Origin of the sequence: Halorussus halophilus (assembly GCF_008831545.1) — an archaeon.
Taxonomy (GTDB): domain Archaea; phylum Halobacteriota; class Halobacteria; order Halobacteriales; family Haladaptataceae; genus Halorussus; species Halorussus halophilus.
In genome coordinates this window covers 329,818-353,849 of record NZ_CP044523.1, presented here as the reverse complement: position 1 = coordinate 353,849, position 24,032 = coordinate 329,818, and the positions used below count along the sequence as shown (strand labels likewise).

Here is a 24,032-nt window from a genome sequence, read left to right as displayed (position 1 = left end):
CGAAATCATTCTTTGACCGCTCCCTGCGTGAGTCCGCTGACGATGTACCGCTGGAAGAACAGGCCGAAGAGGATGCCGGGGAGCGCGGCTATCATTCCGCCTGCAGCCAGATGCGCCCAGTCCACGAAGTCGTCTGCGACGAACAGCGACACCGCGATGGGGAGCGTCTGTGCTTGCTCCGTCGAGGTGAGAACGAGCGCGAAGACGAACTCGTTCCACGAGAAGATGAACGCCAGAATCGCGGTGGCCGCGATGCCGGGTTTGGCGACCGGAAGGACGATTTTGAAGAACCCCTCCCAGCGCGAACAGCCGTCAACTTTCGCCTGTTCGTCCAAACTCCGGGGGACGCCGTCGAAGTAGTTCTTCATTATCCAGACCGCGAACGGGAGGTTGAAGAACGTGTACGTGAGGATGAGCGCGATTCGGGTGTCGTAGAGACTCCCGGTTAGCCCACCGACGAGTGGCGGGTTGCTCATGATTTCGAAGAACGGCACGATGAGCGCGATAGGCGGAATCATCCGCGCCGCCACGATGGACAGCAACAGCGCCTTGTTCCCGAGGAACTCGTACCGCGAGAACGTGTAACCCGACAGCGTGCCGAGAACGACGCAGACGACCGTCGTCGTCGTCGCCACGACGATGCTGTTGAGCGTGTACGTCTCGAACGGCCGGTTCGAGAAGATTTCGACGTAGTTCTGTGCAGTGGCCTGTTGTGGCAGGAAGTTGATGGGGAGCGAAAGCACCTCCGAGGTCGGCTGGATGCTCGTGACGAAGATGTAGTAAATCGGGAACCACACCACGAACACGTACAGCGTCAGCAGTCCGTACGCGACGAGTCGCTCGCGGCGCACGGCGGGCCACTCGTTCGTCTCGGAACCGAAACCGAGCGCCTCACCGAGTTTGTCGAGGGGAGATTGTTTCGTACTCATGCGTACGGAGTGTCACCGAAGAGTTTGTACAGCACCGTGACGATGCCGAACGTTACTGCCAGCATGACGACGCCGAGTGCCGCGCCCTCTCCGGGTTTAGAGAAGACTTGTGCGGTCCGGTAGAGCCACGACGCCCAGACTTCCGTGCTCTTTCCGGGGCCGCCCTCGGTCATCACCCAGACGATGTCGAGCGCCCGGATGTCGAAGATGATGCGGATGGTCAACGCCACCAGAATCGACGGTTTGAGGAACGGATACGTGACGTTCCAGAACCGCGCCCAACGACTCGCGCCATCGACTTCCGCGGCGTCGTACAACTGCGCCGGGACGTTCTGGAGTCCCGCGAGCAGGATGATGATGATGAACGGCGTGAACACCCACACGTCCGCGACGATGAGAGCTATCATCGCCAGCGTCGGGTCCGAGAGGAACGCGATTTTCTCGCCGATAATTCCGGCCTGGGTGAGGACGCCATTGATGGCACCGTACTGGGTCTGGAACATCCAGCGCCACATGAGACCGCTCATCACGTAGGGGAGAATCCACGGGACGATGACCGCCGTCCGGAACCAGCCGCGTCCCTTCATGTCCTTGTTCAGTAAGATGGCGATGCCGAGTCCGAGGACGAACGAAATCGAGACGCTGAATCCAACGTACACCACGGTGTGCCACGTGTACGACACGAAGTCGGGATTGAACGTACCGAGCCAACCGCCGGACTGGAACAGCAGTCGCTCGAAGTTCCGGAGGCCGACGAACTCCTTGGCACCCGTGATGGGGTTCTGGAAGAAGAGGCTCGACCAGAACAGCTTCGCCGTCGGATAGACGATGATGCTCGCTATCCAGAGCAGCGTCGGCCCCACCGTGAGCGGGACGAACAGTCTGTCCAACAGCCGTCGCGTCGATTGTTCGGTCTGTGTCATTAGTAACCTGAGTGTTATCGAAAAACCGGTACGGCGTCCGGACTACAGCACTCCGATGTCCTGATAGAGACGCTTGATGTTGTCACGAGCCTTCGTGAGCGCCGCTTCGGGCTTCTTGTTCCCGAGGAGTGCGGGCGTAATCTGCTCGGAGAGGTAGTCATCGACCTGCGGCTGCGCGAGGTACGTCTCGCTCGTGGCGTGTTCGAGGTTGAACTTCATGTCTTCGAGGAGCCACGAGGGGTACTTCGACTGCAACTCGGAGTCCTCGTAGACTTCGGGGACGACTGCGGGGTTCCCCTCAACGAGCATGTTCGTCTTCGAGGACTTTTGGGTGGTCATGAACTTGGCGAACTTCTTCGCCGCGTTCTTGCGTTTCGAGAAGGCGGAGACGGCGATGCCGTTGGTGTCTTGGAAGGTGGCTCGCGAGCCGCCCGGTCCTTTCGGCGGTTTCGCACTGGCGAGACGGTCCTTGCTCCACCCATCTGCGTCGAGAACACGCGCGGCCAACGGCGTCCACGATTCGACGGTGGCGTACTGGCCGGCGACGAACGCGTCACCGACGCCGCCTTCGCCCAGACTCGAAACGCCGTTCGGCAAGACGCCCGCGCTCTGGAGGTCTCTGAAGAAGTTGAGTGCTTTCGTGCCGCCCTCCACGAACTTCGGTTCGTAGCTGTCGTTGAACATCTGGCCGCCCGCTTGGTAGAGGAACTGCTTGAACGAGAACACGTCCTTGTTACCCCACGTGAACGCGAAGCCGGACTTGTCCTCGCCGGACAGTTTCTTGCCCATCTGGAGCACGTCGTCCCACGTGTCCGGCGGCGAGTCGAACCCGTTCTCCGAGAGGTACTGCTGGTCGTAGAGGTACGTTCCCCACTTGCCGAACTCCGGTGCCATGTACGTCTTACCGTCGAAGGCGACGAGGGTGGAGAGGTTGTCCGGGAACTTCTTCATGTGGGAGTCTCCGAGCCCGAGCGGTTCGAGCCACCCCGAGCGGACGAAGTCCGCGAGCCACCACGTCGGCCCGTTGAACGCGTCTACTTTGCTCCCCTTGTTCCGCCAGATGGTGGTGAGACTGGTCTTGAGGTTGTTCCACGGGACTTCGTTGACCTCGACTTTGATGCCGGTCTCGTCTTCGAACCGCTGGATGTTCTTCTTCGTCCCGGGGTCGTATTTGAGACTCCCAGCGTTGTAGAAGACGATTTTGTCCGCCATCTCGCCGCTCGACTTGGTGTTTCCGACCGTCGTGCCACCGCCGGAGTTCGACCCATCGGTCGTTCCGTCCGTCGAACCGTCTCCGCTATCGCCGCTACAGCCCGCCAGTGCCGCGATACCGGTCGCCCCGGCACCAGTGATGAATCGACGCCGCGTGTGTGAGTACCTGTCTGCCATGAACATTCCAAACAGTGACGAGTAGGCACTTAAGTATTGCGCATAAACACACAAATTCAGGCAGTAACGAACACAAAGAAGACGGTGTTTTGTCGTTTGTGTTCGTGTTTGCGAGCGAAAACGGGCAATGGAAGGAAGATATGTTCGAAACCGTTCACTCAGGCGCGACAGCGAGAGGACTGGGGACGCTACGGACCGGAGACGTTACGGATTGGGGAAGCTATGCCCGTCGTTCGCCGTTCACGTACACTCGCGCACCGTTCGCCTGCAAATTCGAAAGTTCGCCGGAGAACCGATAGGCGTCCCCGCCGCCAGCGACCGTGCCGCTGACCGACGACCCGTCGATCCGGTCGTCGAAGTCGTGAGTGACGTACTGGTCGGCGATGGGCGCGTCACCACCGCTTCCGTTCTTCTCGATGTCGCCGGACACCTCGAACGAATACTCGATGACGTTGCCGCCACCGCCGCCGAAGACGACGACGTGGTTCGGCAGGTCGGCACCACCGGTTTCGAGGTTCCACGCGCCAGCGTAGGGGTTCGCGGGACTGTAGGCCGGTTCGACGCTGTCCTCGGTCTCGTAGAGCGCAACTGAGTTGAGCGAGTACGGAATCCCCTCGTTCCACGTCGGTTGCAGTGTCACCGGGCCGTCTACCGCGCCCCACCCGGAGTGGTCAGTGCCGATGCCGTCCCGGTACATCGTCGTCGTAAACCCGCGCGTACTCCCCCAATCACCTTCAATGTGGACGGTACGGCTGTCTACGAACTCGACTGGCGTGCCAGCGGGTGGACTTCGCCCGAACTCGCGCACGTCCACGCGCTCGCCGTTGTGGTAGAGTTTCGCCTTGTGTGCCGTGTCGGCAGTTACGGAGACGCCGAAGTCGAGTAGGCGGCCCGAGTACCTGTAGCCGTCACCGCCGCCAGCGACGTTCCCACGGACGTACTTTCCCTCCCGAATACGGTCGTCGCGGTCAATCGTGACGTGTCGGTCGGCGATGGCGGCCCCGCCGTTGTCACTCGTCTTCTCGACAGTTCCGTCTACGACAAACTGATACTGGATGGTCAGGTTCGGACCGCCACCCGCGAACAGGATGTGGTCCCGCGACTGTGCTGCTGCGATAGTCGAACTCCCCAGTACTCCGGCGACGCCTGCCAGAAACGCCCGGCGTGCGGTCTGTGTCATGGCTCCATCGGGAGAACGGCGAGACGCTCAATAAAGGGTCCAAACCGTCCAACGCGTAGGTTTCGGTTGTACTCGTGGAGTCGGGCAAAACGGAGGTGAAGCCGACGCAACTCGGCTAAGACGGCCGCAACTGTCTGGCCGGTACTCGGCGAGTCGCCGCTAATACTCCGGCGAACGACGAACCGAACCACAAACTCCCCCGTCACGTCGTGCGGTAGGCTTCGTCTACGCGAGAGAGTTTCGGGAAATATCTGCTTTCTTCGACAGTAACTACACGTCGAACGCACTCCTGCGAACGATTGATTACCTTCGAGTCGAAGTAGTGGCTCAAGAATGATAGGTCAGGACTCGGACGGCGAAGAGAGTGCCGACTCGAACGGAGACGTGAGCGAGATGCGAGTAGAGAAGCTACTCGCCGGAGCCAACGGCGAGTCGGTCAACGAGACGAAACTGACGCGAGTCGGGTCGGCGGTGCTGAAGACGGGGACCCTCGCCGACGCACCACTCGTGGCCCACCTCAGACCGAACGAACAGCCACATCACGTGTTCTTCTCGGAGACGAAGTCGTTCGTCTTCGACGGCGAAGAGGTCTTGTTTAGCCCACAGTTCTGGCAGGCAGTCGTCGTCACCAATCAACGACTGCTCGTACTGGTCGGCGACGACGCTGGCGACCGCGGAGAGGTAATTCCGTACGAAGCCGTCTCAGACGTGTACTTCGACAAAGTCGGAACGACGACCTACGAGTTCGCTATCGATGCAGGCGGCGTTCACTGTCGCTTCCTCGTCGAGTCGCGAGTAGACTACGACGAACTTCGGACTGCCGCCCAGTACGTCGAGGCACAGGCCAAAGGCGAAGACGACCGAACGCCCGAGACCGAGCGAGAGCGAGGGCGGATGTACGAGATTTCGAATCTGGAGGTGGACGCGACCATCTGGCGGCCCGGTGAGGACGACGCCGATGTGGACGACGAGGTCAGTGGAGACGCAGAAACCAGCGGAGACGCCGACCGCGACACCGTTCCGGAACGCCAGACCAGCGACTTGCCAGACGGCGCGGTACTTCGCGCCGTCGAAGACGACCTCGAAGTCGTCCTGTTCGAAGACCGACTCTGGTTCGACGACGGCGAGAACGACGCGGAGATTTCGCTTCACTACGTGCTGGAAGCGGACTTCGAGAGCGACGACGGCGAAGCGGAAGTCGAGTTCGAGTTCGGAGTCGCTGGCGACTCGATGACGTTCGAAGTCGAGGACGCGGAACTCGAACTGGAACCAGAAGACCACCCCCGTGACTTCGAGCGACTCTGCGGGAAGCTTTCGGCGATTCAATCCGGCGAGACCGAGACCGACGAGGCGGACGAACTCGTCCAGACACTCAAAGAGACGTACGCCCGCGGGGAGATAACGACGGAGGACTACAAGGAACGACTGGCGGTCCTGACCGGAGAGGAACCGCCCGAACCGGAGGACTCCCCCGTGACGCCACAGGACGTGATGAGCGACGGCATGCCGGACGAACTCGAAGCACAGTTCGAAGCGCTGGCGGCTATCGACCCGGAGTGAGCGGCCTTCTAGCGAAGCACCTTTTCTGGTCGCCTCCATCGTTCAGGTATGACCGATTCCGACGAGTTGGCGTGGGAGACGCTCGACGCCGAGACGGCCTACACCTGTCCCGGGTTCGAGATTCGACACGAGAACGTTCGCCTGCCCGACGACACCGAGACGGACTTCGACTACCTCTCCGAGCGACCCGCTGTCGTCGTCCTGCCGTTCACGCCCGACGGCGACGTGGTCGTCATCGAAGAGTGGCGACAGGCCGTCAAGCGCGTGAACCGCGGCCTGCCAGTCGGCGGGATGGAACCGGACGACGACGACAGAAGCGCGGCGGCCCACCGCGAACTCCGCGAGGAGACGGGCTACGAAGCGGACCGCGTGGAGTTCATGACCAGCGTCGAACCCGCGAACGGAATCGCGAACAGCCTGCTCCACTTCTTCGTCGCGCGCGACTGCACGCCGACCGCCGAGCAAGAACTAGACTTCGACGAGTCGATTCGCGTGGAGACGACTTCGATGGAGGAATTGCATCAGCACGTAGCCAGCGGCGAGATTCGGGACGGCCGGACGACGCTCGGTCTGCTCTACTACGAGACGTTCGGGACTAGGGAGGAATAGGGAATCCAGATTTTTGTCGAGTTTCGAAATCTTGTTCGTGGTCATGGCGCGTGCTGGTGCGACCTCGTTCGCACCAACCCTCGCGCGAGGGATGAGCATTGCAGTCCCGGAAAACGCGGCTTGCCGTGTTTTCCGTAGCGAGAAGCGCAATCGGTTGGGGAGGGCGTGGCTGTCGCGGTGCGGTTGCAGTGGCGGTGCGGTCTCTCCTTTGTATCGGGAGTAGCTAGCTTCACTGCTTCTTTCGTTTCTCCGTGACAGCTAACCCCACCGACGTTTCAGCCTCGAAAGTCCCACCTGTGTTAGTCTCACCTGCCATCCCCTATCGGTTGGTCAGTCTTAGAAACGAGGCGATCAGGCGAAATGCACGAACTCACTGCTCGAAACACACCGATAACGGAACCCTTACCCTCGCACTCACACAATCCCGCCACAATGACCAGAGAGCAGTTCGAGATACGCGACCAGGACGCGATGGGTCGCATCGGCGAGTTGACGGTACCCCGCGCAGGCGTGACCGTCGAGACGCCCGCGCTCCTTCCCGTCATCAACCCACACGTGCGGACCATCGAACCGTCGCGCCTCCAGTCGGAGTTCGGCGCGGACATCCTCATCACGAACTCCTACATCTTCTACGGGAGCGACGACTACCGCGAGGCGGCCCTCGAAGACGGCCTCCACGATGTGCTCGACTTCGACGGGGCCATCATGACCGACTCTGGCTCCTTCCAACTCGCGGAGTACGGCGAAATAGACGTTGACACGCCCGAGATTCTCCAGTTCCAGCACGACATCGGGAGCGACATCGGGACGCCGGTAGACATTCCGACGCCGCCGGACGTGCCGCGCGAGCAGGCAGAGGAAGAACTCGCTACCACGCAAGAGCGACTCGAAGTCGCCGAGGGCGTGGACGTGGACGACATGCTCGTCAACGCGCCAGTGCAAGGTTCGACGTATCCCGATTTGCGGGAGGAAGCCGGAAGACACGCCGACGCGACAGACCTCGACGTGTTTCCGGTGGGTGCGGTCGTCCCGCTGATGAACGAGTACCGCTACGCCGACATGGTGGACGTGGTCGCGGGCGCGAAACGAGGCTTGGGCGTCGATGCGCCGGTCCACCTCTTCGGCGCGGGGCATCCGATGATGTTCGCACTCGCCGTCGCGATGGGGTGTGACCTCTTCGATTCGGCGGCCTACGCACTCTACGCGCGCGACGACCGGTATCTGACCGTACGTGGCACGGAGCAGTTGGACGACCTCGACTACTTCCCCTGCTCGTGTCCGGTCTGTGCGGAGTACACGCCGAGCGAGATTCGGAGTCACTCGAACCGCGAGCGCGAGGAACTGCTGGCCGAACACAACCTCCACGTTACCTTCGAGGAGATTCGAACCATCAAGCAGGCCTTACGCACAGGAAACTTGCTGGAGTTGGTCGAAAATCGTGCTCGCGCCCACCCCGCCATGCTGGACGGCTACCGCCGACTCGTCCAGCACGCAGAGCAAATCGAGCGCGAAGACTCGGTGTCGAAAGACGCCTTCTTCTACCTCTCTAGCGAAAGCGCGTACCGCCCGGAAGTCCTTCGGCACCACCAGCGACTCGAACGACTGGACGCGCAGGGTGACATCTTCCTCACCGAGGGCAATCCGAGCGACCAGTACGACGAGTCGTGGAACGTCGTGCCGCCGTTCGGGCCGTTCCCGCGCGCGCTCTCGGAGAGCTACCCCCTGACTGCCGAGGTACCCGAGCAGATGGATCCCGACGGTTTCGAGTCCGCTGCCCGGGGCGTAGCGCGTTTAGTCGAGGTAAATCCGGACGCGGCGTTTACCTTAGGTCACCGCGGTTGGCCCGACGCTGCATTAGAACTTGTACCAGAAGTCGTAGACTGCGTCGATTTGAGCTCCAATTAAAATGTGCTGAGTCTTTGAACCGGCGGCCAGGCCGGAGTCTTGTTACTTGAGTGTTTATATTTGGAATATTTAGCAAGGCAGACGACGGTTCGCGTCCGAGTTGGAGGTACAATGGTTCAAACCAACGAACTCAAAGCGAAGGTCATGGATAACCCGAAACTGATGGGCGCACTCTGGGCGGCGACGTTGTTGGTCGCGCAGGCGGGGCCAGTGGTCGCTGATGGAGTAAATACGGGGCCTTAGTTGTTGAATTCCCAACCACAGAGCCAATTCAATTCCTTATCGATTACGACTGGTTCCGTGTCTGAGACAAGGAGATTATGAAATGAATCGTCTGAGACTGTGTGCTTAGAGCTTTCGCCTATAGCAAGGAATTCCTTGTTTCTTTCATCTCCGTAAGGTATTGTTAGTGAACCCACGTTATGTATCCTCGTGGGATAATCTATATTCTTGAATTCTATTTCCCTTTTATTTCCATCTGATTTTGTTATTTCGTAAACTCTTGGGACCCCGTACTCACACTGCGAAATTGCGGCCATCCAGTCTCCTAAAACGACGTACTCCCGGCCAATGAGCAGAAAATCTTCGACTATCTTCACAGCACTACCGACTGTGAATCCGTAGTTCAACAATCTCGCAAACGTCTCGCCGACTTCCACCGCAGCACTGTTCGGCAAGTCCCAGAGACTCGCTACAGTTGCACTCGCACCCTGTTTCACCAGCGCGATACCTTGGTCGTGCGAGCGACAGCCGTTCAGCAATAACGTCGTCACGCCCACGGAGAGGTCCGATTCTTCGGCGTTCAGAATTCCATCCGAACACTTGAACCCGGCACCGTCGATGTGGCCGATGAAGTGCAGTACGTCGGTCTCTCGTTCTAGCAACTCCCGTAACTCCGCTGTCGAAACGTCGAACCGCGTATCTACGTCCACCAGAATGTCGTCACGGCTCGCGTACACCTCGCTGGCGGTGTCCCACTCTTTGCGCATCTTCTCGTCGTTGCAGACGACGGTGATGTCGATGGTGCCGTCTGCGGCCTCCGGCGGGTCGCGCTCGAACGCTTCTTCGAGCAGTTTCGCGCCGTGAATCGGCGTTCCGTCGCCGACCCACGCTTGTTCGAGTGCGTCCACCTCGGGGAGCGAGATGTACTCGTCGAGGTCGGGAATACCGGGTGCCGTGGCCTCGTCACCGTCGCCACTGCGAATCGAGCGGAGGTCGTCGCCCACTGTGTTGGTCCCACCACGCGCGGAGCGGACGAGTTCCGCCTCGCTGGTAGAGCGGTGGAACTCCTCGATGGCTGCCTGCGTCTTGCGCTGGGCTTCGGTCGGCTCCCACGATTCGTCGCGTTTCGGCTTGGCGTAGACGAGCGATAGGTCGTAGACCAGATACGGGAGCAATCCGATACCGTCGGCGTTCGGCCGGACGTGGGTCGCTCGGTGCCACTCCGGCAAGGCTTCCGAAATCACGTCGTCGGGAACCGACGCGTAGGCTTCGAGCCGCTCGTCGATTGACGCCTCGTACAGCGTCGAAAAGTCGAGTTCGACGTGGGACTCGACGACTCGCCGCTCGGCGAGGTCTACGGGGTAGAATCCCTCGGTCCGAGTCACGCAGTCGAGCAGGAAGACGCGCTTGAGGAGACTGGCGACAGCGTCGTTGAACTCCTCGACGCCCTCCGGGAGCGTACGGACGAACCCGCTGTCGGTCGTCACGCCCGGCTTCTCGTCAACCAGCAGTTCCGCGCCGAGGTAGAACGCCAACGGCGCGGCAGGGTAGACGTACTCGTATTCGGCCGGGAGATGCAGCTGCACGCCGGTGTCGGGTCTCCTCAGTTCGTCGGGAATAGAGAGTCTGTCGCCACGTTCGAGTGCTGGCGGGTGCCCACGAAGCGTCGGGAAACTCCGCTCGGGACTCGTCGTCTTCAGCGTCGAGGAGAACGTCTCGACGGCCTGCAACAACGCCGCCGGGTCGTCCGGGACCGTGATAGTCGTCGCCGGAGAACTGTGGTACGACCGCGCACCGACCGAGACGACTGTCGAATCGTCGAAGCAAATCCGGACTTCGTCGGTGCCAGCCTCGATGCCGAACGCGCCGTCCACGCGGAAGTACAGTTTGATGGGTGCGTGGAGTTCGATCAGATACTCGTCGTCGGGGAACCGCTCGGAGACTGGTGGACTGATGTCGGCACAGTGGTCGCCGTCGGCTGTCCGGAGGTCCATCGGAATCGCGTACGGGAGTACGAGTCCTCGGGTTTCGATTCGACGGACCGTCTCGACGGGAAACGCGAACGCTCCGGTAGTCCCTGGCGTCGGCGAGACCGCACCCGTGGTCCGTATCGTGAACCGACGCGACTCTATCGGGTCCACGATTTCGACGCCGTGGGCGTCGTTCAGACGGGTTATCTCCGGAGACATGGCTAGTGGCGACACGGCGAAAGGTCTAGTTACTGCTGTCAGTGCAACCGTAAAATAGCTTCCCCGTCGTACTCAAGGTAGGATTGCTCAGCGGAAGAAATCGGAGAACGCGGTCGAAGAACGAGGCCGAGCGGCGAGAACGAAGCCGAGTCCGCAGAGAACGAAGCCGAGTCGGCTACAGTGGCGTCCAACCGATAGTCAACCCCTCGTCGGGCACGTGCCAGCGTTCTTCGGCGTCGTGTTCGTACTCGTCGGAGACTCGCCGGACCTCGATGACGGCGTCGAACGCGCCGAGGAGGGACTGCACTCGGTCGCTGTCGTAGGCTTCTGGGAGGACGTAGTGGGCCATCCCGTCGTACTTGCAGACGTGCCGACCGACCGTGTCGAGACACCGTCGAACGACCGCTTGGTCGTACTCGTCGAGTAGCGAACCCAGCGAGTCGATACCGACGCGCAGGTCTCCGGGTCTCAGTCGGGGCGTGGCGTCGGCGAACGTTTCGATGCCCTCCACGAGCGCCGATTGGAGTCCACAGAGTTCGGGGTCGGCGATACGGGTCTCCCTGACACTCGCGAGTTCGCGCTGGGAGTCCGAAATTTCGGACGTAGTCACGCACCGTGGGGTCTGAGCGTGCGTGAGGACGTGCGTAGTCTCCTCGACCGGTCGCGGCGTCGATTCGGCGTCTGGCAGTCTGTCGGCGACCGACTGCGGCGTCGCGTCGGTGACCGCGAGCAGTCGGTACCGCATCGCCTCGGCGTCGCCGAACAGTCGTTTGCTCGCTCGCGTGAACGTACAGCGCGGTTCGTCCCCGACGACTAGGAGGTTACAGCCAGTCGCCTTCAACTCGTTCAGCAAGTCGAGAAACTCCTGTATCGCGTCGTCTGGTGGGACGTCTCCCGAACTACGGGAGAGTGTGTCTTCCACTCGTATTTTCTGCATTGTTTGCATTTCACAATATACTTATTTATAGTTTTTTATCCAGATTAGTAACGGTTGAAAGAACCACGGTATTGCCGGAATCGTCGATTCGGGCGTGAGACGGAGGTCTGGAACGTTCGTCGTGCGAGTCTGAGCAAGACGGCCAAGGAGTTAGTCACCCAACGTCCGGCTACAACTCATATTACCGTCCTCGTCGTAGTGTGAGTGCATGAGTACTATCGCGCAGTTGGGTGTGCCGACGTCAGAGTTTGCACTCAGAGAGACGCTCCCGAATGTACCAGCGGTGGAGGTGGAAGCCGAGCGGGTCGTCGCACACGGCCGGGACCGCGTGATGCCGTTTTGCTGGGCTTCGGGCAGCGACGACGAACTCGACGCGTTCGAGGACGCGTTGGCCGAAGACCCAACAGTCGACAACGAAGAACGCCTTTCGAAACTCGTAGACGGTCGATTCTACCAGATGGAGTGGGTGGAGTCGGTAGATCTCCTCTTCCACTCGATGACCGAACACGGCGCGGCCATCCTCAAAGCGGCGGGGCAAGACAACCGGTGGCACCTTCGCATCGTCTTCCCGGACCGCGACGCGTTCTCCGCAACCTACGATTTCTGTCAAGACCAAGGCCTCGACGTGAACGTCGAGCAAGTTCACGAACTGAACCACACCAAAGGCTACGGCCAGTACGGCCTGACCGAAGAACAGTACGAAGCGCTGACGTCTGCTCTCGACAGTGGGTACTACACCGTCCCCCGAAACGCCTCTGCCCGCGACCTCGCCGACGAACTGTCGATTTCTCACCAGGCGGTCTCGGAGCGACTGCGCCGCGGTCACGAAAATTTGGTCGAGAATGCACTGACTGTGGACTTCGAGGACGACCAAAAGAGGTAAGCAACAGCGACGAACTCGTAGTCGCGGTAGCGTGAACTACAGAGTAGAAGTTCACGACTCACGCAGTCACGGCGTTACGCAAGATAGTTCCCCCTCCCGACCCGATTCCGCAGTATGACCGACTACTTCGAAGTTCACGAGCGCGACGGCCCGGCGCGCATCGCCGAACTCAGACTCGCTGAGTCGGTGACGACGCCGACCGTCGCCGACGACTTCGTTTCCGATGCGGGGAGCCTCTGGGTAGACGACCAACAGGTTCCGGAGGGCGACGGAGCGAGTCTCACTATCCTCCCACACCGCGGGTTCCCGAGTGGCACCGACGAAGAAGTGATGGACTCCTTCGCCGTCGAGTATCCTGACGTGGACTACCCGAGCGCGGCAGTTGTCGCACCAGAGACGGCCGTGGATTATGGCGCAGACGCCTACGTCCTCTCCGGTCCGCAGGGGTTCACGGGCCACGGCGCGGCGTTCAAGGACGCGATTATCGAGACGCGCGACGCCATCCCCGCAGACAGCGCGCTCTACCTGTCGGGGGTCGCCACGCCCGCGAACGTCGCCACGCTCGTTTCCGCCGGAGTGGACCTCGTTGACACCGACAAGGCGGTCGTCGCCGGATTAGAAGGCCGATATCTGACTTCGGAGGGCCATCATTTCCTCGACGACCTCTCGGAACTTCCCTGTGCCTGCCCGGCCTGCCAGCAACCGCTCTCGAAATTCGACCGCGAGGACTGCGCCGAACACAACGCCAACGCACTGCGCGCCGAACTTGGCGTCGTCCGCGAGCGAATCCGCTCGGGCCGACTTCGCGACTACATCGAAGGCCAAGCGCGCCACGAGCAGTGGCTCACCGCCGCGTTCCGGGAGTTCGACCAGCAGTGGAGCTACGTCGAAGAGCGCACGCCGGTCATCCGCGACGCCGAGTTGACCGCCGCGACCGAAGACACCCTCCGGCGCGTCGAGATTCAGCGGTTCGCCGAGCGCGTGACCACTCGGTACCAGAATCGCTTCGACAATCCGCTCGTGCTGGTGCCCTGCTCTGCGAAGAAGCCCTACAGCGAGTCCCAGAGCCACGGCCAGTACCACGACGCCATCCAGTTCCGGGGTCACACCGTGTCGATGACCTCACCGATTGGCGTCGTTCCGCAAGAACTCGAACTGACGTATCCGGCACAGCACTACGACTCCGTGGTGACTGGTCGCTGGTCCGAGGACGAAAAGCAGTTCGTCGCCAAAGTGCTCAAACGCTATCTCGAACGCAACGACTACCCCAGAGTCATCGCACACGTCCCGCCCGAAGGCTACCGAGAGGTCTGCGAGCGCGTCGAAGACGCACTCGACATGGAGTTCGAGTACACCGTCGAGGACCACCCGACGACCACCGAATCGCTCGGCAACCTCATGCGAACGCTCGACGACGAACTCAAGTACAGCAAGCGCGAGCGCGAACACAACACGGTCAAAGCCATCGCCGACTACCAGTTCGGTGACGGTGCGGGCGATGCCCTCTTCGAGAACGTCCAGACCGAGAGCCGATACCCGAAGCTTCGCGTGCGCGACCAAGACGACACGCAACTCGCCGCGATGGTGCCTCAGTACGGCGTCCTCTCCTTTACGCTCGAAGGTGCGCATCTCTGGGACGAGTCGGACGCCCCGACCAAGCGGGTCGAAATCGACAACTTCGCGCCCCACGGAAGCGTCCTCGCGCCGGGCGTGGTGGACGCAGACGACGACATCCGCGTCGGCGACGAGGTAGTCATCGAGGGACCGCAGGCGTTCGCCGTCGGCCGCGCGCAGATGACCGGCCCGGAGATGGCCGAGAGTACGCGCGGCATCGCGTCGAGCGTGCGTCACGTCGAAGAGAAGTAGCGTAGAAAGTTACTCTGGACCGAATTCCAATTTCGGTAAAACGCAGAATTCACCGGGTATCGACCGCATAATTCCGCTTTACCCGGGTAATAACCTTCTGTCGGAGACGCGTGTGTCGCTAGTATGGCAACCCGCAACTTCGAGTTCGAGACCGACGTACAGAGTCGCATCTATCGGTACGTCGAACGACGCGGTGCCGCCTCGCCGGAAGACGTACGAGACGCGGTACGAATCGAGGAGGCCGCTGGCTCGAAGCCCGCTCGGTCGGGGACCGAACCGACGGTCAGACTCCCCGTCGGCGAGTTCAACGAGGAAGTGTCGGCACTGACCGAGGCAGGCTACCTCGACCAGCGCGAAGGGCAGTTGGAGGTCTCACCCGATGCAGAACCGGAGACCCACGAAACCGATGACTTTTCCTACACCGTTCGGCCTGCGCGAGAGAGCGACCGCGAAGCGGTCGCCGACCGCATCCGGGAGGTAGCGGCGGAAGGCGCAATCGTGGTAGACGAGCAGGTAGCGGATGCAATCGAGCGCGAAGACGCGCTCGTTCGGCGGAACGACCAAGAGTCACGGATGTTCTTCGTGGCGACGAGTGAATCTGAGGAGGGCGAAGAGGAAGTATTAGGCTGGGTCCACCTCCAGAGTTCCGAACTCCCGGCACGGAGACACACCGCCGAGTTGACCGTCGGCGTCGCACCCGACTACCGCGAGCAGGGCATCGGCGGCAACCTGCTCGAACGCGGGATGGCGTGGGCCGACGAACAGGGTTACCGGAAGGTCTACCAGAGCCTCCCCGCGACCAACGACGACGCGCTCGACTTGCTCGCGGACCACGACTGGGAGATGGAGGCGACCCGCGCCGACCACTACCGGGTGGACGGCGAGTTCGTAGACGAAGTGCAGTTGGCGAAGTGGCTGTAGCCGTTCAATCGAGACAGACTCTCTTTCTGGACGTTCGAATCGGCTAGAACGTTTAGTCGCAGAATAGACGTTTTTCAGTACTCTTACTCGCCGAATAGGAAAATGTGAATTCGTACACAGACTAGTTGCATGCGAAACGTAAATCGACGGATGTTTTTGGGAGCGAGCGCGTCGGCGCTCGCGCTCGGCACTGCGGGTCTCACTACCGGAACGCCCTCCGATTCGACTGCGGACGCACTGGCACAGTTCCAGTTCGGCGCACGGAACACGGGCCACCTCGATGCTTCGCCGCCGGAGAAGTATCTAGCTCACGATTGGGACACCGGCACCTACTGGGGCGTCTTTGGTACTCCAGCGGTCGTCGATGGGACGATTTACGTGGCGATGACCGAGGGCAATTATGGTCCCGGTTCCGGGTACGCGCAAGCACTCGACGCCGAAACGGGAGAGTCACAGTGGACGACGGACCTCGCCGGAAAGTCCGAAACCGCGCCCGCGGTCGGCGACGGGACGGTCTACTTCGGCGACAAGACGGCAGTTCACGCGCTCGCCACCGCAGACGGGAGCGTCGAGTGGACCTTCGAAAAGGGGGCGACCGCTTCACCCGCACTCGTAGATGGGACGCTCTACGTCAGCGCCTACGACGGCGTCTACGCGCTCGACGCCGCCGACGGGAGCGTCGAGTGGAAGCAGACGGACGGCTACGAGGGACCGACTGTGGACTACGGAAAGAGCGTCGCTTCTGCACCGGCAGTCGCCGACGGACTGGTCTACGTCTGTAACCGAGACGGGACGGTCCTCGCACTGGACGCCGCGAGCGGCGACGTACAGTGGCGAGACAGCGTCGAAGGCATGTCGGCACCGACCGTCGCCGACGGCACCGTCTACGTCGGGTCCGGGACGGTCAAAGCACTAGACGCCGAGACGGGAACGGTTCGCTGGCAGCGCGGCTACCAAGACCCCGAGGCAGGCGACGCCCAATCGCCGAACCAGTCCGTCGCGGTCCACGACGGGGTCGTCTACAGTTCCGCTAACCAAGTCGATGCCGGGAGTACCCGCGTGCTGTTCGCGTTCGACGCGGAGACGGGCGAGAAACGTTGGAAATCCGTGGCACCGCTGGGAACGTTCAGCGGGACACCGGTCGTCTCCGGCGGTCACGTCTACGTCTGGGCGGAGACGCTGGTCGTCCTCGATACCGAAGACGGGTCGCTTGTCGGGCAGTTCGCCAGCACGCGAACGAGCAACGGTACCGGGGTGGTTCCGACGGACGATGCGCTCTACTTCGGCTTGAGTGCGTACGACGTGGAAGGCGTCGGCGGTGGCGTCCACCGACTCGTGGCAGACGAGTCGGCGTGGAACGCTCCGCCGAAGGTCGAACTCGAAGCGAGTTCGACGTCGGTCGAGACTGGCGACTCCGTGACCCTATCGGCCACTGGTTATCTGAACCAAGACGAAGAACGATACCACGACCACGACCAAGAGGGAGTCGAGTACACGTGGCTCGACTGGAACTTCGAAGGTGACTGGGAGTACGTCGAGCGAGACCGCACTGAGGAGGACGGTCTGCCCGGAATCACCGGCGAAGTCGAACTCCGGAACGGCGACGCTGGCACTTACGAGATGTCCGTGACCATCGAGGACCGTTCGGGGTGGACGGCGAGCGACAGCGTCACCGTCGAAGTCGGCGGCGGCAACGACGAGAACGGCGACAACGACGGCGACGAGAACGACGACTGCTGAGCCCTCGCCCTTCCGACGACTGATTTTTCACCACCGTTCTGCCGTAGCTATTTGAACGATGGGGCACAAGCGAGTGGTATGCAGGACATCTCGCTTTCAGTTCCCGAACCTATCGTCCAGTCGCTTCCCGGTGACGGCGACGACGCCGCCCACGACATGCAGAAGGCGGTCGCTGGCTGGGAACAGCGACTGAATCAGGCAATCGAGGACGCAGAAGACGACGACGCGGCCGCCGGCGCGGTCGTAGACGCGCTCGAACGGTTCGAGGACCGCTGGGAGCAGTACGACGACTTCGTCGCAGAGCTACGCGCGTGGGGCCAATCGCCCATCTACGCGATGGCGTGGCGCGACCTGCAGGCCGCGCTCGTCCAGCAGTTGTACGACCACGAGGAACTGGCGTCCCATATCGACCGCGAGCGAAACGCCCGCATCGTGAGCGACGGCATCCGCTTCGGGTAGATGAGTGAGGGCAACGGGCGAAGTCCGCTCGACCGCACGCGACGAGCGAAGACCGAACAGAAGGCCGAGGAGGACCGTCGCGTCCTCGACGGTGGCGCAGTCGCCGCCGGGATGCTGGGGACGCTCGGCCCGCCGCTCGTGCCCGCGATACTCCTCGGTGAGGGTCTTCCCGGAGCGGTCATTACGCTCTTCGAAGTGGGTCTTCCCGGAGCGGTCGTTACGGCGACTGCCGCGCTGACCGCGCTCGCTGTCCCACTCGGCGGCTACGTCGCGGGGTGGTTCGGTGGTCCCGGCAGTCGCCGGGGCGCGATGCACGGCGGCGCAGCAGTGTTCGCATCGATACTAGCTGTTGGGACAGCCTTCGCCTACCTCGGTAGTGGCGGTCTCTTGGCCGCGTTCGGCACCGGGGTCGCGCTCGCGCTCGTCACGCTCCCCACTGTCGCTATCGGTGCCCTCGTCGGCGGCGTCGCGGGCTACGTCGGTGGAAAGCGCCGCGCTCGCGCGGAGCGAGAAGCCTAACTCTCAATCGCGGCAAGCCACCCCGTCGGCGGCGACTTTATGCCTGACGCGTCCGACTTCGAAGACATGGACCTCGAACTGCGGTTCTTCGCTAACTTTCGCGAGGCGGTCGGACAGAAAGTCCTCGAACGGGCGTATCCCGACGACGCCACGGTCGGTGACGTGCTAACCGACCTCGTCTCCGAGTACGACTTGGACCTCTTCGAAGACGGTGACATCCGGCCGATGGTCTCCGTGATGAAGAACGGCGACGACGTACACCACTTAGAGGGAATGGACACCGACCTCGAAGACGGCGACAAACTCAGCGTCTTCCCGCCGGTCGCAGGTGGATAGATGCGCCGGGAGAAATCCTACCGTGGCATCAGCGAACGCCTCGCCCGCGAGTACCTCTGTAAACTCGGCGGCGAGATGGAGACGGGCGACACCGAAGGCGACGGCGACGTGGTCGCCGACGACTGGCGAGCGAGTATCTCTTCGGAGAAAGTCGAAATCGGCCCGACCGTCGAGTTGACCGAGGTGACCGTCGTCTTCGACGGCGACGAAGATGCCCTCGAACCACTCATCGAAGACTTCTCCCAGAAAGCGATGCGGGCGGGCGGGTGAGCATGACGGGGGACGACGACAGTCGAATCGGCGAAGAGAGTGCAAGCGGCGACCCGCTCGAAGGCGACGTGCTGGTCCTCACTGCCGCGAAGGCGAGTGTCGCCGGGGAGCAGGTTCCCGTTCTCGTTTCGAAGGCCCAGCAGGAGGTCGAAGAACGCACAGAGGGAATTCGGCGAACCAACGAGTGCGTCTTCGAGGACGACGAGCGTGCCGTCTATCTCGTTCCCGAAGGGTTCTGGCGGGAAGTCGGCGAAGCGATAGAACTCGGCCCCCGAGAGTACGAAGCCGTCGAACGAGCGCACGCCGAGCAACTGCGCCGAATCGGTCGCAGAGAGAACCGAGGCGAGGAGTTCGAGACCGCATTGGAACTGCGAGAAGTGGTCGTCCTCGGACAGTAAGGGGTTACGTACAAGTCGTTCGTGTCCGAATTATGTACCATGCCCACGAGTAGCGAGACGTTCGGCGTTCGAATCGGACACTTCGTTCCGGGCGCACCGACGGTCGATTTTCTCGTCGATGGAAATCCAGTACTCACCGAACGGACGTTCGGCGACATTAACGACTACACGGAACACGATGCCGCGGAGTACGAACTGTCCGTACGGCGGACAGACGGCGAGGAGACGATAGTGACGACACCTATCGACTTCGAAAGCGGAGCGTACTACACAGTGTTGCTAGTCGGAACGGCCGTGGAACCGAAACTCCGACTGCTGAAGGACGGAGCGAACGGGGGCTGACCGGTTCGAGTTCGATTCGAGTTCGAGAGCGCCCGAGGTCTCTTGGGGGTTCAGAACCCCCGTCAGTCCATCGAGGCGGCCGTTTCGGGTGCGTCTTCGCTCTCCGCGCCGATGGCTTCGAACGCGCTTTCGAGGTCTTCAAGCAGGTCCTTTGGGTGTTCGATGCCGACCGAGACGCGGAGCAGGGTTTCGGTGATGCCGAGTGCTTCGCGCTCTTCCTCCGGAAGCGGCGAGTGGGTCATGCTCGCAGGATGTTCGAGGAGGCTCTCGACCCCGCCGAGACTCACGGCGAGCGTGAACTCGTCCAAGTTGGCGACGAATCGCTCGACGTCTGCTAAGTCGCCGTCGAGTTCGAACGAGAGGACACCGCCGTAATCGTCCATCTGTTGGCTAGCGAGTTCGTACTGCGGGTGGCTTTCGAGACCCGGGAAGTGAACCGTTTTCACTCGGTCGTGGGCTTCGAGATAGCTGGCTACCTCGCTGGCGTTGTGGGCGTGCTGGCGCATCCGAAGCGGGAGCGTCTTCAGGCCTCTGAGGACCATGTAGGCGTCGAACGGCGCGAGGACGTTCCCCATGCCGACCTGCTGGAGGAACCCGATTTCCTCGGCGAACTCGTCGTCGGACGTAATCGCCGCGCCGCCGAGCGAGTCGCTGTGACCGTTGAGGTACTTCGTGGTGCTGTGGACGACCACGTCAGCGCCGAGTTGGAGCGGTCGCTGGAAGTACGGACCCATGAAGGTGTTGTCCACGCCGAGTAGCGCGCCGAACTCGTCGGCGATTTCGGCCATGGCCTCGATGTCGCAGAGTCGCAAGAGCGGATTCGTCGGCGTCTCCATCCAGAGGAGGGTGGTGTCTTCGGTCATCGCCTCGGCGACCTCCTCGGGGTCCGCCGCGTCCACGAAATCGACGCCGACGTTCAGTTTGTCGCGGAACAACTCCTTGAGCATCGTGTTCGTCCCGCCGTAGAGGTCTTCGAACGCGACAATGTGGTCGCCCGGTTCGACCGCCGCCATGACAGTCGAGACGATGGCGCTGGTGCCGGAGGCGAACGCCATTGCGTGGTCACCGTCTTCGAGCGCGGCGAGTCGCTTTTCCAGTGCGTGACGGGTCGGGTTCGACAGTCGGGTGTAGAGGAACTGGTCTTGGTCCGGGTCCAAGTCGTCGAGACCAGTGTCCATGTCGATACCCTCGACTGCGTACGTGGAGGCCAGGTGGATGGGAACTGTTACGTCTCCCATCCCGTTCGAGAGGTCTGGTTCTTCGCCGTACGTGACAGAGAGCGTTTCGAACCGTGAACGGTCGCCTTCAGAGAGTCGTTCGGGAGACATGCACAACCGACTCGGAACACGAGAGTCCCGTATTTGATTCCTTCGACTGTCTAATGCATCGAAAGAATCTGAACGTGTGAATAATTACCGGGGAGAATAGCGGCAGAAGTTGCTGTAATCTATGACGATATTTCATCGCCGCCGTCTCCCGGTGAGAACGCCCTCGTACCTCGCGCGCGGACCAACCGTTACATGTCACGTCGCCCGCACGTAGACGTTCTCTTTTCGGGTCTCCCGGCCGAGTTTCGTGTCCGCTTCGCGCTCTTTGCGGAAACCGTGGTCTTCGTAGAAGTCGTTGCCTATCTCGTTGTCGGCCAGCACCATCGCGTGGAGTTCTTGACTGCCTTGGGCTTCGAGTTCGTCCTCTATCGCGTCGAGCAAAGCGGTGCCAGCGCCCTCGTTCCAGTGGTCGGGATGGACGTACAACCGAAGGATGTCGCCCTCCTTTTTGCTGGGGTCGTCTCGGGCGTCATCGGTGACGCCGTGCGCAAAGCCGACGATTTCCTCGTCGTCCTCCGCGACCAGCATGACTTGCTGGTCGCTCTCCACGATGCCCGAGAGCGTGGCGGTACCGTACCAGTCGGCAACGGCTTCCTCGATGACGTTTTCGGGCACGATGTTCTCGTAGGTCTTCTTCCACGCGGCGCGAGCGACCGACTGGACGTGGTCGATGTCGTCCTGCGTGGCTGGTCGGACGTTCATGATTTCGGGACTAGTACGCGTTGGACGTGATTAGCCGTAGCGGTGGGTTTCTTCGCAGGAAATGGCTGAAAGTGGAGGATTGCGTGATGTTTGAGGATGCCGGTTCGGTTTGAACCGTGTTGCTAGTTACTGCTATCACAATCGCAAAAGAGTAAACAGGAGACGAAACACTGCAAATACGGAGAAGCTAGCTACTCCCGGTACCTCGGAGAGACCGCACAGCACCGCAACCGCCTGAGCCACACCCTCCCCAACCGACTGCGTTTCTCGGGTCCGAAAGACGCGCCAAGGCGCGTCTTTCGCGCTGCGATACTCATCCCTCGCGCGGTCTGTGCAGGCGGTTACGCGTCTTGCGTGACCGCCTGCTACGCACGCGCCGGTTCGGGAGTGAAAATTCGAAACCACACCTCGAAAAATCAGTAGATTGTTACGTCCTCAGTCGTCGCTAGACGCTGCCGCGCCGCCGGAACTGACGCCAGTGCCCGGTCCGACGTCGATGTCGAGTTCGTCGAGTTTCTCGTCGGGCACCACGCCGTCTTCCCAACCGCGGACCTCGTAGTACTCTGCTTTCATCTCGTCCAGTTCCGCGAGCGCACCCTCGGAGCCACCTTTGCCGGGGATGGCCTTCTCGCCTTCCACGAATCGCGCGGGCAGGTCGTCGTCGCTGCCGTCGAAGCCGACGAGGTTGTTGTAGTAGCGTTCGAGGTTGTAGACGCGTTCGCCCGCCTCCATCAGTTCGTCCTCGCTCACGTCGAGGCCGGTCATGCCGTTGTACTGGGAGACGTACTCCTCGACGCCCTCCGCGAAGGCGTTGAACTTGCAGATGTCGAAGGAGTCGCTGATGGCGTGCATGTCCTGGAAGGTGGCACAGAGTTCGCCCTTGCCCTCCCACTCGCGAGGGTCAACCTTCTCGGGGATGCCGAGCAGTTCTGCGGCGGGCGTGTAGCCCCGCAGGTGGCACGCGCCGCGGTTGCTGGTCGCGTAGCCGATTGCCATGCCCTTCATCGCTCGCGGGTCGTACGCGGCCATCGTCTGACCCTTCACGTCGATGGCCATGTCGGCGTCGCCGAGTTCTTCGGCGGCGTTGGCGGCACCCTCGGCGAGGAGGTCCGCGAGGTCGTCCTCGCGCTCGGCCACGCGCTCTATCATCTCTATCATCGTCTCGGTGTCGCCCCAGTCGAGGCCCTCGTCGAGACGACCTTCCTCGGTGGCTTCCATCGCCATCGCCATCGTGTTGCCCATCTCGATGGTGTCTACGGCCATGTCGTTACAGCGGTCTATCATCATCGCCACCTTGTCGCGGTCGTCGGTGGCGGAGTTCGGACCGAGCGCCCACGCCGACTCGTACTCGTAGGACTCCATCCGGACGTTGTGGTCCTGCCCTTTGTGGTGTACGTCCACTTCGACTTCCTTCTTACAGGCGACCGGGCAGGAGTGACACGTCGGTTCGTCCACCAAGATGTTCTCCCGGACGTTCTCGCCGGAGACGTGCTCTGCATCGATGTCGGGGTCGTTCTCCTCGGAGAAACTGCTCGTGGAGGTGAACTGGGCGTTCTTCGTCGGCAGGCCGTCCATCTCGTTCGTGACGTTCATCAGGACGTTCGTGCCGTACAGCGACAGTCCACCCTCGTTGGGCGCGGTCACGTCCGACTCCTGAATCACGCGCATCGCCTGCTTGTGGCCCTCTTGGAACGTCTCTTGGTCGGCCGGTTTCGGCATGTCCGTGGTCGCTTTGACGACGACGGCCTTGAGGTTCTTCGACCCCATGACCGCGCCCGTGCCACCACGACCGGACGCCCGGTCGTCCTCGTTCATGATGCAGGCGTACTTCACTTCGTTCTCGCCCGCCGGACCGGTCGCCATCACCGAGAGGTTCTTGCCGAACGACCCGTCGCACTCGTCTTCGAGTTCGTCCATCGTGTCGTGGACGCCCCAGCCCCACATGTGCGACGCGTCACGAAGCTCTACTTCGCCGTCCTCGACGACGGCGTAGACGGGGTTGTCGGCTTTGCCCTCGAACAGCAGGCCGTCGAAGCCGGCCCACTTCAGGCGTGCGCCCGACCAGCCACCGTGGTGGCTGTCCGTGACGGTGTTCGTCAGCGGCGACTTCGTGACGACGGCGATTCGGCCGCTCATGACGGCCTGCGAACCCGTCAGCGGGCCGTTCATGAACGCGAGCAAGTTGTCAGGCCCGAGCGGGTCTACGTCCGGTCCTTGGTCGAAGACGTACTTGACGCCGAGTCCCCGCGCGCCGATGTATTTGCGGGCGTCCTCGTCGTCTACACTCTCGTAGCCGACCGACTCGTCAGAGAGGTCGACCCGAGCGACGTGGTCGTGGAAGCCACCTAGTTGAGTCATGGGTAAGGTACAAGCATTATATTAGGGTGGTAAGCTGTTAGTCGTTGTCACAGCTACGTAACCAGAA

The 24,032-nt window shown here is 61.7% G+C and carries 23 protein-coding genes; 14 read left to right on the top strand and 9 right to left on the bottom strand.

Annotation, left to right across the window (positions count from 1 at the left end):
* Positions 1 to 5 precede the first annotated feature (5 nt).
* The 4 genes from F7R90_RS01695 to F7R90_RS01680 form a co-directional block, all read right to left on the bottom strand.
* Entirely contained in the window at positions 6 to 929 is a 924-nt protein-coding gene (locus F7R90_RS01695; RefSeq protein WP_158055556.1) for a carbohydrate ABC transporter permease, read from the bottom strand.
* Entirely contained in the window at positions 926 to 1,852 is a 927-nt protein-coding gene (locus F7R90_RS01690; RefSeq protein WP_158055555.1) for a carbohydrate ABC transporter permease, read from the bottom strand. Before F7R90_RS01690 ends, F7R90_RS01695 begins: the two co-directional genes overlap by 4 nt.
* A 42-nt stretch (positions 1,853 to 1,894) precedes the next feature.
* On the bottom strand, positions 1,895 to 3,241 hold the full coding sequence (locus tag F7R90_RS01685) for a sugar ABC transporter substrate-binding protein (protein WP_158055554.1): 1,347 nt from the start codon (positions 3,239 to 3,241) through the stop codon (positions 1,895 to 1,897).
* Between the two features lie 220 nt (positions 3,242 to 3,461).
* The gene (locus tag F7R90_RS01680) at positions 3,462 to 4,421 is read right to left on the bottom strand and encodes a hypothetical protein (RefSeq protein ID WP_158055553.1); all 960 of its coding nucleotides are present in this window, start codon (positions 4,419 to 4,421) and stop codon (positions 3,462 to 3,464) included.
* A gap of 333 nt (positions 4,422 to 4,754) precedes the next feature.
* Between F7R90_RS01680 and F7R90_RS01675 the strand changes: the two genes are divergently transcribed.
* From F7R90_RS01675 to F7R90_RS22650, 4 genes are all read left to right on the top strand, one after another.
* The gene (locus F7R90_RS01675) at positions 4,755 to 5,981 is read left to right on the top strand and encodes a PH domain-containing protein (protein ID WP_158055552.1); all 1,227 of its coding nucleotides are present in this window, start codon (positions 4,755 to 4,757) and stop codon (positions 5,979 to 5,981) included.
* Positions 5,982 to 6,029: 48 nt separating this feature from the next.
* Positions 6,030 to 6,590, top strand: a complete 561-nt coding sequence (locus tag F7R90_RS01670) for an NUDIX hydrolase (RefSeq protein WP_158055551.1) — start codon at positions 6,030 to 6,032, stop codon at positions 6,588 to 6,590.
* 432 nt (positions 6,591 to 7,022) lie between these two features.
* On the top strand, positions 7,023 to 8,495 hold the full coding sequence (gene tgtA / locus F7R90_RS01665; RefSeq protein WP_158055550.1) for a tRNA guanosine(15) transglycosylase TgtA: 1,473 nt from the start codon (positions 7,023 to 7,025) through the stop codon (positions 8,493 to 8,495).
* Positions 8,496 to 8,606: 111 nt separating this feature from the next.
* A complete protein-coding gene (locus tag F7R90_RS22650) occupies positions 8,607 to 8,738 on the top strand; it encodes a DUF7503 family protein (protein ID WP_267905102.1) in 132 nt (43 codons plus the stop codon).
* Here F7R90_RS22650 and F7R90_RS01660 read toward each other — a convergent pair.
* The gene (locus tag F7R90_RS01660) at positions 8,735 to 10,906 is read right to left on the bottom strand and encodes a CHAT domain-containing protein (RefSeq protein ID WP_158055549.1); all 2,172 of its coding nucleotides are present in this window, start codon (positions 10,904 to 10,906) and stop codon (positions 8,735 to 8,737) included. The genes F7R90_RS22650 and F7R90_RS01660 overlap by 4 nt on opposite strands.
* Before the next feature lie 175 nt (positions 10,907 to 11,081).
* Complete coding sequence (locus F7R90_RS01655; RefSeq protein WP_158055548.1) at positions 11,082 to 11,843, bottom strand: DUF7504 family protein; 762 nt, start codon at positions 11,841 to 11,843, stop codon at positions 11,082 to 11,084.
* A 208-nt stretch (positions 11,844 to 12,051) separates the two neighbouring features.
* Here F7R90_RS01655 and F7R90_RS01650 point away from each other — a divergent pair, with 208 nt between their 5' ends.
* From F7R90_RS01650 to F7R90_RS01605, 10 genes are all read left to right on the top strand, one after another.
* Positions 12,052 to 12,726: a helix-turn-helix domain-containing protein gene (locus F7R90_RS01650; protein ID WP_158055547.1), complete on the top strand. Its 675-nt coding sequence runs from the start codon at positions 12,052 to 12,054 to the stop codon at positions 12,724 to 12,726.
* Positions 12,727 to 12,840: 114 nt separating this feature from the next.
* On the top strand, positions 12,841 to 14,592 hold the full coding sequence (gene arcS / locus F7R90_RS01645; protein ID WP_158055546.1) for an archaeosine synthase subunit alpha: 1,752 nt from the start codon (positions 12,841 to 12,843) through the stop codon (positions 14,590 to 14,592).
* A 123-nt stretch (positions 14,593 to 14,715) separates the two neighbouring features.
* Complete coding sequence (locus F7R90_RS01640) at positions 14,716 to 15,513, top strand: GNAT family N-acetyltransferase (RefSeq protein WP_158055545.1); 798 nt, start codon at positions 14,716 to 14,718, stop codon at positions 15,511 to 15,513.
* A 129-nt stretch (positions 15,514 to 15,642) separates the two neighbouring features.
* Positions 15,643 to 17,253, top strand: coding sequence for an outer membrane protein assembly factor BamB family protein (locus F7R90_RS01635; RefSeq protein ID WP_158055544.1), 1,611 nt, complete (start codon positions 15,643 to 15,645; stop codon positions 17,251 to 17,253).
* A gap of 78 nt (positions 17,254 to 17,331) precedes the next feature.
* Positions 17,332 to 17,712, top strand: a complete 381-nt coding sequence (locus F7R90_RS01630; RefSeq protein ID WP_158055543.1) for a hypothetical protein — start codon at positions 17,332 to 17,334, stop codon at positions 17,710 to 17,712.
* Positions 17,713 to 18,231 carry a hypothetical protein gene (locus F7R90_RS01625; RefSeq protein WP_158055542.1) on the top strand — a complete coding sequence of 173 codons (519 nt, stop codon included), beginning with the start codon at positions 17,713 to 17,715 and terminating at the stop codon, positions 18,229 to 18,231. It begins immediately after the preceding gene.
* A 66-nt stretch (positions 18,232 to 18,297) separates the two neighbouring features.
* Positions 18,298 to 18,567 carry a ubiquitin-like small modifier protein 1 gene (locus tag F7R90_RS01620; protein WP_158058808.1) on the top strand — a complete coding sequence of 90 codons (270 nt, stop codon included), beginning with the start codon at positions 18,298 to 18,300 and terminating at the stop codon, positions 18,565 to 18,567.
* A complete protein-coding gene (locus F7R90_RS01615; RefSeq protein ID WP_158055541.1) occupies positions 18,568 to 18,837 on the top strand; it encodes a hypothetical protein in 270 nt (89 codons plus the stop codon).
* A gap of 2 nt (positions 18,838 to 18,839) precedes the next feature.
* Positions 18,840 to 19,235, top strand: a complete 396-nt coding sequence (locus F7R90_RS01610) for a hypothetical protein (protein ID WP_158055540.1) — start codon at positions 18,840 to 18,842, stop codon at positions 19,233 to 19,235.
* 39 nt (positions 19,236 to 19,274) lie between these two features.
* Positions 19,275 to 19,577 (top strand): DUF4397 domain-containing protein, encoded by a 303-nt coding sequence (locus F7R90_RS01605; RefSeq protein ID WP_158055539.1) that lies wholly within the window; start codon positions 19,275 to 19,277, stop codon positions 19,575 to 19,577.
* A 62-nt stretch (positions 19,578 to 19,639) separates the two neighbouring features.
* Here the strand turns inward: F7R90_RS01605 and F7R90_RS01600 are convergent, their stop codons facing one another.
* The 3 genes from F7R90_RS01600 to F7R90_RS01590 all read right to left on the bottom strand — a co-directional run bounded on the left by F7R90_RS01600 (position 19,640) and on the right by F7R90_RS01590 (position 23,965).
* On the bottom strand, positions 19,640 to 20,905 hold the full coding sequence (locus F7R90_RS01600; protein WP_158055538.1) for a trans-sulfuration enzyme family protein: 1,266 nt from the start codon (positions 20,903 to 20,905) through the stop codon (positions 19,640 to 19,642).
* 195 nt (positions 20,906 to 21,100) lie between these two features.
* Positions 21,101 to 21,607: a GNAT family N-acetyltransferase gene (locus F7R90_RS01595; protein ID WP_158055537.1), complete on the bottom strand. Its 507-nt coding sequence runs from the start codon at positions 21,605 to 21,607 to the stop codon at positions 21,101 to 21,103.
* Between the two features lie 435 nt (positions 21,608 to 22,042).
* Positions 22,043 to 23,965 carry an aldehyde ferredoxin oxidoreductase family protein gene (locus F7R90_RS01590; protein WP_158055536.1) on the bottom strand — a complete coding sequence of 641 codons (1,923 nt, stop codon included), beginning with the start codon at positions 23,963 to 23,965 and terminating at the stop codon, positions 22,043 to 22,045.
* Between the last annotated feature and the right edge of the window lie 67 nt (positions 23,966 to 24,032).

Excerpts from the sequence above, each read along its gene's own strand:
- F7R90_RS01630 (WP_158055543.1), top strand. The coding sequence starts at position 17,332 with ATGCAGGACATCTCGCTTTCAGTTCCCGAACCTATCGTCCAGTCGCTT.
- F7R90_RS01675 (WP_158055552.1), top strand. The coding sequence starts at position 4,755 with ATGATAGGTCAGGACTCGGACGGCGAAGAGAGTGCCGACTCGAACGGA.
- F7R90_RS01690 (WP_158055555.1), bottom strand. The coding sequence starts at position 1,852 with ATGACACAGACCGAACAATCGACGCGACGGCTGTTGGACAGACTGTTC.
- F7R90_RS01625 (WP_158055542.1), top strand. The coding sequence starts at position 17,713 with ATGAGTGAGGGCAACGGGCGAAGTCCGCTCGACCGCACGCGACGAGCG.
- F7R90_RS01685 (WP_158055554.1), bottom strand. The coding sequence starts at position 3,241 with ATGGCAGACAGGTACTCACACACGCGGCGTCGATTCATCACTGGTGCC.
- F7R90_RS01615 (WP_158055541.1), top strand. The coding sequence starts at position 18,568 with ATGCGCCGGGAGAAATCCTACCGTGGCATCAGCGAACGCCTCGCCCGC.
- F7R90_RS01650 (WP_158055547.1), top strand. The coding sequence starts at position 12,052 with ATGAGTACTATCGCGCAGTTGGGTGTGCCGACGTCAGAGTTTGCACTC.
- F7R90_RS22650 (WP_267905102.1), top strand. The coding sequence starts at position 8,607 with ATGGTTCAAACCAACGAACTCAAAGCGAAGGTCATGGATAACCCGAAA.
- F7R90_RS01635 (WP_158055544.1), top strand. The coding sequence starts at position 15,643 with ATGCGAAACGTAAATCGACGGATGTTTTTGGGAGCGAGCGCGTCGGCG.
- F7R90_RS01590 (WP_158055536.1), bottom strand. The coding sequence starts at position 23,965 with ATGACTCAACTAGGTGGCTTCCACGACCACGTCGCTCGGGTCGACCTC.
- F7R90_RS01660 (WP_158055549.1), bottom strand. The coding sequence starts at position 10,906 with ATGTCTCCGGAGATAACCCGTCTGAACGACGCCCACGGCGTCGAAATC.
- F7R90_RS01620 (WP_158058808.1), top strand. The coding sequence starts at position 18,298 with ATGGACCTCGAACTGCGGTTCTTCGCTAACTTTCGCGAGGCGGTCGGA.
- F7R90_RS01680 (WP_158055553.1), bottom strand. The coding sequence starts at position 4,421 with ATGACACAGACCGCACGCCGGGCGTTTCTGGCAGGCGTCGCCGGAGTA.
- F7R90_RS01655 (WP_158055548.1), bottom strand. The coding sequence starts at position 11,843 with ATGCAGAAAATACGAGTGGAAGACACACTCTCCCGTAGTTCGGGAGAC.
- F7R90_RS01600 (WP_158055538.1), bottom strand. The coding sequence starts at position 20,905 with ATGTCTCCCGAACGACTCTCTGAAGGCGACCGTTCACGGTTCGAAACG.
- F7R90_RS01595 (WP_158055537.1), bottom strand. The coding sequence starts at position 21,607 with ATGAACGTCCGACCAGCCACGCAGGACGACATCGACCACGTCCAGTCG.
- tgtA (WP_158055550.1), top strand. The coding sequence starts at position 7,023 with ATGACCAGAGAGCAGTTCGAGATACGCGACCAGGACGCGATGGGTCGC.
- F7R90_RS01670 (WP_158055551.1), top strand. The coding sequence starts at position 6,030 with ATGACCGATTCCGACGAGTTGGCGTGGGAGACGCTCGACGCCGAGACG.
- F7R90_RS01610 (WP_158055540.1), top strand. The coding sequence starts at position 18,840 with ATGACGGGGGACGACGACAGTCGAATCGGCGAAGAGAGTGCAAGCGGC.
- F7R90_RS01605 (WP_158055539.1), top strand. The coding sequence starts at position 19,275 with ATGCCCACGAGTAGCGAGACGTTCGGCGTTCGAATCGGACACTTCGTT.
- arcS (WP_158055546.1), top strand. The coding sequence starts at position 12,841 with ATGACCGACTACTTCGAAGTTCACGAGCGCGACGGCCCGGCGCGCATC.
- F7R90_RS01640 (WP_158055545.1), top strand. The coding sequence starts at position 14,716 with ATGGCAACCCGCAACTTCGAGTTCGAGACCGACGTACAGAGTCGCATC.
- F7R90_RS01695 (WP_158055556.1), bottom strand. The coding sequence starts at position 929 with ATGAGTACGAAACAATCTCCCCTCGACAAACTCGGTGAGGCGCTCGGT.